The 9,913-nt window shown below is 68.3% G+C and carries 8 protein-coding genes; 1 reads left to right on the top strand and 7 read right to left on the bottom strand.

All coding sequences use genetic code 11. The annotated features are described in order from the left end of the window. Window positions 1–137: 137 nt before the first annotated feature. From SGR02S_RS17540 to pyk, 7 genes are all read right to left on the bottom strand, one after another. Entirely contained in the window at window positions 138–986 is an 849-nt protein-coding gene (locus SGR02S_RS17540) for a phosphodiesterase (RefSeq protein ID WP_067113010.1), read from the bottom strand. Between the two features lie 43 nt (window positions 987–1,029). Continuing rightward, complete coding sequence (locus SGR02S_RS17535; protein WP_067113009.1) at window positions 1,030–2,976, bottom strand: cytochrome c3 family protein; 1,947 nt, start codon at window positions 2,974–2,976, stop codon at window positions 1,030–1,032. Window positions 2,977–2,991: 15 nt separating this feature from the next. Beyond that, on the bottom strand, window positions 2,992–3,870 hold the full coding sequence (locus SGR02S_RS17530; RefSeq protein ID WP_067113007.1) for a hypothetical protein: 879 nt from the start codon (window positions 3,868–3,870) through the stop codon (window positions 2,992–2,994). After that, window positions 3,870–6,308, bottom strand: coding sequence for an FAD-dependent oxidoreductase (locus SGR02S_RS17525; protein ID WP_067113005.1), 2,439 nt, complete (start codon window positions 6,306–6,308; stop codon window positions 3,870–3,872). The genes SGR02S_RS17530 and SGR02S_RS17525 overlap by 1 nt, the downstream gene beginning before the upstream one ends. Window positions 6,309–6,519: 211 nt before the next feature. Beyond that, on the bottom strand, window positions 6,520–6,870 hold the full coding sequence (locus tag SGR02S_RS17520) for a DUF3060 domain-containing protein (protein ID WP_067113003.1): 351 nt from the start codon (window positions 6,868–6,870) through the stop codon (window positions 6,520–6,522). 127 nt (window positions 6,871–6,997) lie between these two features. Continuing rightward, window positions 6,998–7,771, bottom strand: a complete 774-nt coding sequence (locus SGR02S_RS17515; RefSeq protein ID WP_067113001.1) for an arginyltransferase — start codon at window positions 7,769–7,771, stop codon at window positions 6,998–7,000. Window positions 7,772–7,954: 183 nt separating this feature from the next. Beyond that, on the bottom strand, window positions 7,955–9,451 hold the full coding sequence (pyk, locus tag SGR02S_RS17510) for a pyruvate kinase (protein WP_255211516.1): 1,497 nt from the start codon (window positions 9,449–9,451) through the stop codon (window positions 7,955–7,957). Between the two features lie 63 nt (window positions 9,452–9,514). On the opposite strand from pyk, the gene SGR02S_RS17505 reads away from it, so the two are divergent. Beyond that, entirely contained in the window at window positions 9,515–9,844 is a 330-nt protein-coding gene (locus SGR02S_RS17505; protein ID WP_067112997.1) for a DUF1244 domain-containing protein, read from the top strand. Window positions 9,845–9,913: the final 69 nt, after the last annotated feature.

Below are 9,913 nucleotides of genomic sequence, written 5' to 3'. Positions count from 1 at the left end.
ATAAGGGGCGTTGCAGATTTATGGCACGCCGCTCCAATTGCTAACTGCCAACCTGTTTCAGGGTGACGAAAGGGAAACATCCGTGCCGAAACCCGAATCCCCACAGGCCACAGGACGACGAGCGATCCCGGACCGGCCTACTCCGGCCGTTCGGCCTTCAACTCGCGCACCAGCGGTTGCAGGCGCTCGTCATATCTGGCGAGGGTCGTGTGCGCCCCGGCATGGTCGTAGAAGCTGACCAGTTCGCGCCCGTTCCAGTGGTGCAGCGCATAAGCCGGGTCCTCGGCGACGATCATCGGGCGGTCGTCGGGGCGGTCCGGGTCGATCGCCCGCAGGTCGAGCGACACCTGCGGCGCGGTCGAGGAGCAGATGGCGATGGTGCGCCCTTCCCACGCCACGGTCACGCTGCGATGCAGGTGGCCGCAGATCAGGCCGCGCACCTGCGGATGGCGGCGCACGACCCGGGTCAGGCGGCCGACCCAGGGTTCGCCGGGATGGGTGTTCATCCATTCGATCCCGCTTTCGATCGGCGGGTGGTGCATCACGATATAGGTGGGCTTGCCGCCGTCCTTCGCCAGTTCGGCGTCGAGCCACGCCGCGCGGGCGTCGCAGAAGGCGCCGCCGTGGCGCCCCTCCTCCAGCGTGTCGATGGTCACCAGTCGCAGCTCGGGCAGTTCGATCGCATATTGGACGAAGCCGGCACCGTCGTCGAAGCCGGGGAAGGCCGCGTGAAACGGGTCGCGCAGGTCGTGGTTGCCGACGCTCGGCCAGACCGGGAAGGGACAGCGCGAAAAGGCGGCCTTGAGCTGGGCATAGCTGCCGGCATCGCCGCAATCGGTGATGTCGCCGGTGGCGATCAGCAGGTCGGGCCGGTTCGGCCCATCGATCAGCACGTCGAGCACGGCGTCGAGGCGCTTGCGGTTATATTCGGCCGGATTGTCCGGGTCGAAACCCAGATGGATATCGGTGATCTGGGCGATTAGCATATCCGTCCCCCACCCCGGCCGCCGGGCCCCGACCGCCTGATCTTCATCCGCCGCGCCCTGTCGTCGAGGCCAGTTTCGGCGCCGAGCTGCGCCATGTCCCATCATAGAGGCCGCGCGCCTCGGTCCCTGTGATCAGGCTCACAGCCTGCGCGGCGGGCGGCGGCCGATCGGCGATGGCCGCGCTTCCCTTCCTGCGCTGGCGCGCGGGCACCCACGGCTTGCCCCCGTCGCTGTGATATTCGTGGCACATCGCGCAAGGCGATTCGGTCGCGGTCGCGACCTTGACCAGCCGCGCGCCACCCTCGCCGACATGGCAGTCGCGGCACTGGCGGAGGCCGGGGATCAGAAGGTCGCTCGCCGCCTTCGACCGCGTCGCCGCGACGTGACAGTCGGCGCAGTCGGTTTCCCTGTGCGCATCATGGTCGAACCAGCCCTTGGTCAGGAAGCGCGGCGTCTGGTTCACCGCCATCACGCGCCAGTCGTTGCCCGCGGCGGGCGCGAAGATGGTGTGGCAATCATAGCAGGCGCCGCCCTTCGAGAAGACGGCGCGCACCGCATCCTCGGCGCGGTTCGGGCGCGCCGCGACCTCGCGGAAATAGATGTTGTAGACCTGTCCCTCGGCATATTGGCCGGGGCGCCGCCGCTCCATGCCGCCGAGTTGCAGCGGCCGCGTCGGCGGGGTCGAACGGTAATAGGCGATCAGGTCGGCGACCACCTGCCGTGGCTCGCCGTGGCGGAGCGTCCGCGTGACCCCGCCGACCGTCTCGAACGCGAGGCTGTGGCACATCGCGCAGTCGCGCTCCATCTCGACCGGCCTGATCCGTACTCCGTCGGCGTCGGGGCGATGACAGTTCGCGCATTCGAGTTTCTGCCCGAAGCCATGGCGGCCGCGGAAACTCGCCGCCATGCGCGCGACCCCGCCATTAGCCTGCAGATGCAGGTCGTGCGGGAATTTGAGCCCGCCCTGATCGACGATCGCCCCCTTGCTCAGCGCCGCGCGCACTGGCTTCGCGCCCGGCGCGGTGCGCACGAGCGGCCGGAATTCGGGATGCAGCGTGCCGAAATCGGCGGCATCGGCGACGGTCGGCTCGAAGCCCGCCTTCACCAGCCGCGCCTGCATCCCGTCATGGCAGTCGGCGCAGAATTTCTGCGGCGTCGCGGGCATCGGTCCGGCGCCTTCATGCTCGGTATGGCAATCGACGCAGCGGCCCTGCGGCCGGTTGAAGGTCTTGGCGAAGCCCGCGAGAATGCGCTCGCCGACACCGGGCGGGTGGCGTGCCGCAAGCAGCATCGCGGTCGGCGCGTTGGCGTGCGCCGCGCTCATCGCCTTGTGCTCGCCGGTGTGGCAGCCGACGCACGCCTTGTCGGTCACCGCAACGAAGGCGTCGACGTGGCACGACTGGCAGTCGCCCTTCAGGCTCTTGTGCGCGCTCGACAGCGGCCCCGACGACCAGGCGAGGTCGGCATGATAGCCGCCCGGCCGCTCGTCGACCTGTCGATAGCTGTGCCACGCCCAGATCGGCCCGGCGAGGAAGGCGAGGAAGACGAGGATGGCGAAGGTCCAGGCGCCCAGCCGCTTGCCCGGCATCGTCCCGGCCAGCGAGAAAGCCTTCGCCTCGTCGACGTCCTTCGACGATTGCGACAGTTCGTCGATCCGTTCGACGAGCAGGACGATCGCGTCGCCCTCGCGCGCGACCGTCAGCCGGTGCCCGCCGAACCGCAGTTCGGCGCCAGCCGCGCTGTCGATGTCGGCGGCGTCGAGCGTGCGGCCGTTCAGGTCGAACCCCAGCCCCTCCTGCGCCGCGACATGGACATGGCGGCCGTCGCTGCTGCCGATCGTCGCATGGTGCGGGTTCACCGCCAGGTCGGGAATGTGGATGCCGTTGCCGCTTTCGCGCCCCAGCGTGATCGTGTCGCCCGGCAGCGGCTGGTCGCGGACGATCTGCTTGCCCGTCTTCGTCGTCGCGATGCGGCGCAGGATGAAGCTCATCGTCCCCCTCCCCGCCTACCAGTAGAAAAAAACGCTGACGATGTGCGCCGACAACGCCACGATCAACGCAAAACTCAGCGGAACATGCACATAAACCCATATTTCGAGCAGCGCCCGCAACCGCAGATGCCGGCGCAGCCGCGCGAGCGCCGCCTCCTTCTGGCGCAGCAGGCCGACGACCTTGCCGCGCGCCTCCGCATCGGCCGCGTGCGAGCCCGCCAGCGCGCGCAGCGCCGCCGCCGTCGCGCAGCGCGGATAGCGCCCGGTCAACCGCGCGCGGATGCCCCCTGCGAACGGGTCCTCGTCCAGCGCCGCGAGCACCGGGGCGGTATCCTCGGCCGTCAGCGGCTGCGCTGCGGCATGAAGCTGGCGGTCGAAGGCGCGGATCGCCTCGAGCATCTGCATCTGCGTCATCTGCTCGCGGTTGTTCGACAGCACCGCCGGCAGCGTCGCATAGACGATTACGCCATAGAGCCCCGACAGGATGACGAGCATCATCAGCGCCCAGGTGAGCGTGTGGACGTTCCAGCCGAGCTGGAAACCGGTGTGCCAGGTACCGATGACGATCAGGCTGAGCCCCAGATAGACATGCGCGGAGGTCCACGCCTTCAGCGACCAGTAATCGCTCGTCATCCGGCGCTTGCGATAGCCGAGCGCGGTGAGCCACAGGATCAGCGCGGCACCGATCGTCCCCAGCGTATAGCCGTACCAACTCCCGCCATTGGGACGCGGTGTCACGTCGACCAAAGCATAGGAAGCAACGATCAGCAGGCAGAGCATGCCGGAAATCTTCGCCCAGCGGAAATTGGCGTAGCGCAGGAATCCCTCGTGCCGGCGGTGGCGGACGCGTTCGACATGGGTGCGCTGCGCACGGCGCCGGAACAGCGTCGCCATCAGTCGGCATCCTCTTCGAGCCGGGCAACCGACAGAAATTCCTCGGGCGAGACGCGGATCGCAGCGCCGGTGGGACAGGCGCGCACGCAGGCGGGGCCGCCCGCGATCCCCTTGCACATGTCGCACTTGACGGCGATCTTCTTGGGCTTCTTGCCCTCGGGCATATTCGCCTTGGTCCATTGGGGCGACGGTTCGCCCGGCCCCGGCCCCCGGCCGAGCAGCAGCCAGCTGAGCAGACCGGGCTTCGGCGGCGGCGTCGATTCCATACGGATCACGCCATAGGGGCAGTTGCGCATGCAGTTGCCGCAGCCGATGCAGCCGTCCTCCATATAGACTTCGCCGTCGGGGCCGCGATGGATGACGTTCGGCGGACAGTCGGCCATACAGTGCGGATGCTCGCAGTGGCGGCAGCTTGTCGGGACGTGCAGATGCGCAAAGGTCCGCCCCGCCTCACGGTCGAGCCGCGACAGTCCTTCGTGGCTGTCGGCGCAGGCCTTTTCGCAATTGTCGCAGCCGACGCACAGATTCTCGTCGATCAGCAGCGCATCGGTCGCCTCGCCGAGCCCTTCCTTCATGATGAAGCTGGCGGTGTCCGAATAAAGATCGACCGCGCTCGTATAGCTGGTCTTGCGCGATTCGATGAAGCCGTTCATCGCCGCGCGCTCGGCGACCGCAGCCTCGGTCGCCGCGCGCACCTGCGACCGCGCGGCGAGCATCGCCTTGAACCCCGCGCCGGTCAGCTTGATCACCTCGCTGCCGACCGCTGCCTTGACGGTCGCGTTGCGCTTCTCTCCGCTCAGCACCGCCATTTCGCCGAAATAGCTGCCCGCGGGCAGGTAGCGCAGGAAGATCGGCCGGCCGCCGATGTGCTTTTCGACCACCATCGAGCCGGAACGGACGACATAGACGTCGTCGCCCGCGTCGCCCTCCACGACCACCGGCTTGCCGGCGGACACGCGGATCACCTCGGCCCCGTCGATGACAGGCGCCAGATCCTCGACCCTCAGGCCGCCCTTGAAAATCTGGAGAAGCTGGCGTTCGAGCGAGATGCGTTCGATCACGCGCTTCGCGCCCGGCACCGCGCCCATCAGCTTGAGCGCGGCGGTGCGTGACACCTCCACGAAGATGCTGTCCTCGCCGGCGCGAATCGTCGCGCCGCGCTTGCGGCCGGAGATCAGCCCGACCTCGCCGAAGATCGATCCCTGCTCGATCGGCACGGTGACGCCCGGCGCCACCTCGACCAGCGCATGACCGTCGGCGATCGCGAACAGCGACGAACCCGGCTCGTCCTTTTCGAACACCACCTCGCCAGCGGGGTAATAGGCAAGCTTCGAATCGAGCATGAATTCCCGCATCTGGAGCGGCGACACATCGGCGAAGATGCGCACCCGCACGCGTAGATGGTCAAGCCACTCGCCGACTGTTTTCTGCTGTGGCAGGTTTGCGAAGATCGTTGCAAGGTTCTTTTCGTCGGCGGGGGTCAACGCGTTGTTGCCGTTGATGAATTCGACGACGTCATAGCCCTGGTTCATGCAGTGCTTGATCAGTGGATAGCCCGCGAGCGCGCCGATGACGTAGATGCCGGGCACTGTCGTCTCGAAGGTCGGCGACAGCTTCGGAAAGGCTTCGCGGTCGGGGCCGGTGAATTCGATCCCCATCGATTCGACGAAGGCGCGCGGCGCGACGGATCCCAGCCGCGCGACGATCACGTCGCACTCGATCCGCTCGTCGCCGGTCGGCGTCTCCAGCGTCAGCCAGCCCGGTTCGACGATTTTGGGCTGGGTTTCGGTGCGGATGTCGATCGCGCCATTCTCGCCCGCCTCCATCAGGTCGGAGACGTTCTTCGCCTTGGCGCGCGCGAAATCCTTCGACCGGTTGAGGATCGTCACCCGGTTCTCGAGCGCCTCCTCGGCGACGCCGAGCGCATTTTCGATCCCCGCGTCGCCCGACCCGACGACCGTGATGTGCCGGTCCCTGAAATCCTCCGGGTCGTCGACCTGATAGATGATGTGCGGCAGATCATTGCCGGGGCAGCGCAGCCGGTTCGGGTTGCCCTGCGTCCCGATCGCCAGCACGATATGCTCGGCGACGATCGTATCGCCGCTCGCCGTCCGGATATGGAAGGCGCCCTTTTCGCCCGTGACCTCGACGACCTCGGCGCGATAGGCGACGGTCACCTTGTTGGCCGCGGCGTCCTCGTCCCAGATGCCCAGGATCGCCTCGCGCGACCCTTCGTCGAAGCGGCAGTCGGAGCGCAGGTCGAGGCGAGCCGGCGTCGCCATGACGTGCTTGCCCTTCTGATATTTGAAGATCGTGTCCGACAGATGGTCGGTCTTTTCGAGCAGCACATGGCTGAGCCCGAGCTGCGCCGCGCGCGCGGCGGCGCTCAGCCCGGCGGGACCGGACCCGATGATCGCGACCCGGACCGCCTCGCTCATGCGCGCGCGGCCCGCCCGCGAAAGGCAGGCTCGCTGCGGCTGACGACCATCCTGACGAACATGCGCGCTGGCATCCCTTCCCCCTGGCCGCCAGCCCCCCGGCAACCTCTGCATGGATGCGACCCGGACTTATGTCCTGATCGGAACGCTATGCCCTTGAAAGCGGGGGCGGGTCAACCGGGGAGACGGATGCCGGCCGAAGCGCGCGCGATCAGCGCGCGGGCGCGACCCGGTTGCCGACACCCTGGATCGACACGCGCGGGCGCGCCTTCCCGGCGGTGCTCCAGGTGACGACATTGTCGACGCCCGACACATTCACCGGCGCCCCGGCGCGCAGCGCGATGCGAATCCGGTTGTCGGTGCCGGTCACGGTCAGCGACGGGCAGTCGCCCACGAAGCTGATCTCGTTTTCGGTGCCGCTGACGACCGCCGCGCGGCCCTCGCAATCGACGGTCAGCGTCTGTCCGACCCCGTCGATCGTCGCGCCGCTGCGCGTTCCGGCGCTGCCGCCCTGCGCAAAAGCCAGAGCCGGCACCGCGACGACAAGGCCGATCGCGGCCATGACGGGGAATTTCGGGAAAAAGGCGTTCGAAAGCAAGGCTGTCTCCTTCACAACCCCTCGAATGCCCCACCGCAGGCATGCGCGGACAAATCTTGCTCCACGATGAACGGACGCCGCGCGCCGCCGGTCAGGCGAGTTCGAACATCGCCGCGATGCGATCGGACGCCACCGGCTCGAAGCGCGACCAGCCGTCGGGGCCGAGCTTTTCGAGCGGGCGGAAGCGCGCCTTGTACGCCATGCGCGCCGATCCCTCGATCCAGTAACCGAGATAGACATAGGGCAGGCCGGCCTTCGCGGCGCGGCGGACGTGATCGGCAATGATGAAGGTGCCCAGCCCCTCGCGCAGCGGATGGTGGGCATCGAAGAAGCTGTAGATCATCGACAGGCCGTCGCCCTGCCGGTCGGTCAGGCAGCAGCCGACGAGGCGGCCGCGGCCGCCGTCGGCCGCCGGTTCGCGATATTCGATCATGTAGGAATCGACCGGCGTCTGCTCGACCATGTCGGCGAAATCCTGCTCGTCCATGTCGGCCATGCCGCCGCTCGGGTGGCGCGACAGCAGATAGGCGCGCAGCAGCGCATATTGTTCCTCGGTCGCCCACGGCTTGCAGGCGGTGACGACAAGGTCGCCGTTGCGGCGCATCGTGCGTTTCTGCGACTGGCTGGGCCGGAATTCCGCGGCGCAGACGCGCACCGAGACGCAGGCCGAGCAATCGGCGCAGCTCGGGCGATAGGCGACCGACTGGCTGCGGCGGAAGCCGATCCGGCCGAGCGCGTCGTTGAGCTCGTTCGCATTGTTGCCGCTCAGTTCGGTGAATACCTTGCGCTCGGTCCGGCCCTCCAGATAGGGGCAGGGCGCGGGGCTGGTGACGAAGAAGCGCGGGAAACGGAACGGTGCGGACACGCGGACTAGACCTCCAGACTTGTGATGCGGATCCCCCCACGCGGGTCCGGCGCGTTCTTTCCACCGACTATGCCGCCCCGCGTCAATGGTGCAAAGACCGTTTACCATTTTTGTTCGTCCCGATCTGAATCAGATCGGAAAACCGCGCGGTCGGGCCGGACATTCTGTCCCGTTTCGAATCGATCAGGCGTAGCCCTTGAGCTCGTCGCCGGTCAGCGTCGCGACGTGGAGCACGTTGGTCGACCCCGGCGTGCCGAAGGGAACCCCCGCCATCATCACCAGCTTCGCGCCCGCCTGGCCGACGCCGTGGCGCAGCGCCATGCGCTTGCCCTTGGCGATCATCTCCTCGAAGCTGCCGATGTCCTTGGTCGGAACCGCGTGCGCGCCCCACAGCAGGCCGAGCCGCCGCGCCGCCTCGCGCTTCGGGGTCAGGATGAGCAGCGGCGCGCCGGGCCGCTCGCGCGCGACGCGGCGCGCGGTCGAGCCCGACGCGGTGAAGCAGATGATCGCGTCGGCGGCGATCGTCGCGATGATCCCGCCTGCCGCCTCGGCCAGCGCGTCGGCGGTCGTCGCGTCGGGAAAGGTCTCGGTGAAATGGAGCCGGCGGTAATAGTCGGGATCGCCCTCGACCGAGCGCGCGATCGAATCCATCATCGTCACCGCCTCGACCGGCCAGGCGCCCGCCGCGGTCTCCGCCGACAGCATGATCGCGTCGGCGCCGTCATAGATGGCGGTCGCGACGTCGGACACCTCGGCGCGCGTCGGGGTCGGCGAGACAATCATCGATTCGAGCATCTGGGTGGCGACGACGACCGGCTTGCCCAGCCGCCGCGCCGTCGCGACGATGCGCTTCTGGAGCGGCGGCACCGCCTCGGGCGGCAGCTCGACGCCCAGGTCGCCGCGCGCGACCATCGCGGCGTCGGCAATCTCCAGTATCTCTTCGAGCCGGGCGACGCCCGCGGGCTTCTCGAACTTGACGAGCAGCGCCGCCTTGCCGCCGATCAGCCGCCGCGCCTCGGCCACGTCCTCGGGCCGCTGGACGAAGGACAAGGCGATCCAGTCGACACGCTGTTCGAGCGCGAAGGACAGGTCGCGGCGGTCCTTTTCGGTGAGCGCGGCGAGCGGCACGACGACGTCGGGGACGTTGACACCCTTGCGGTCCGAAATGCGGCCGCCGACCTCGACGATCGTCGCGATGCAGTCGGAAGTCACGCTCTTCACGCGCAGCACCAGCTTGCCGTCGTCGATCAGCAGCCGCGTGCCGGGTTCGAGCGCGGCGAACAATTCGGGGTGCGGCAGGTGGACGCGCTGCGCATCCCCCGGCGCCGGATCGGTGTCGAGCACGAACGCCTGCCCCGTCACCAGCTCCGCCGAGCCGTCCGCGAAGGTCCCGACGCGCAGCTTGGGACCCTGCAGGTCGACGAGGATCGTCGACGGGCGCCCGGTCGCCTTCTCGAGCGCGCGAATCGCCGCGATCACCTTCGCATGCCCCGAGTGGTCGCCATGGCTCATGTTGACGCGGAAAGCGTCGGCGCCGGCGCGGTACAGCGCGGCGATCATCTCCGGATTCGCGCTCGCGGGGCCGAGCGTGGCGAGGATGCGCACCTTGCGCTGGCGGGGGGGAAGGGTGTGGACCACGGTTGCTCCGCTTGCCTGATTGCCGTTACGGTGCGTGGGCATGGCGCTTCGTTCGCGCCATGGCAACCGCGCGATATCGATTGATCCACGCAAAAGGAGGCAGCCATGGCGTGCAGCGAAGACCAGAACGGCGTGGACGATCCGCTCGACGCCCTCGACGACGCGGCGGCCGCGGCGGCGTTCCGGCGGCTGGTACGCCTGCTCCGGCACCGCCACGACGCCGCCAACATCGACCTGATGGGGCTGGCCGGCTTTTGCCGCAACTGCCTGGGCGACTGGATCGCCGAGGCGGACGGGATGGACAAGGAGGCGGCCCGCGCGATCGTCCACGGCATGCCGACCGCCGAGTGGAAGGCGCGCCACCACGTCCCCGCGACCGCCGAGCAGCTCCGCCGGATGGAAGAAAGCATGGCGAAGAATCCCGGACCCCGCTAGGACGGATCGACATTCAGCTCTGGCGGCCTGCAAATGGCGGCCTTTCGCGCTTCCGGTGCCCACGTGCCG

It is taken from the genome of Sphingopyxis granuli NBRC 100800 (genome assembly GCF_001591045.1).
GTDB lineage: Bacteria > Pseudomonadota > Alphaproteobacteria > Sphingomonadales > Sphingomonadaceae > Sphingopyxis > Sphingopyxis granuli.
This window is presented reverse-complemented; position numbering and strand designations above follow the sequence as displayed.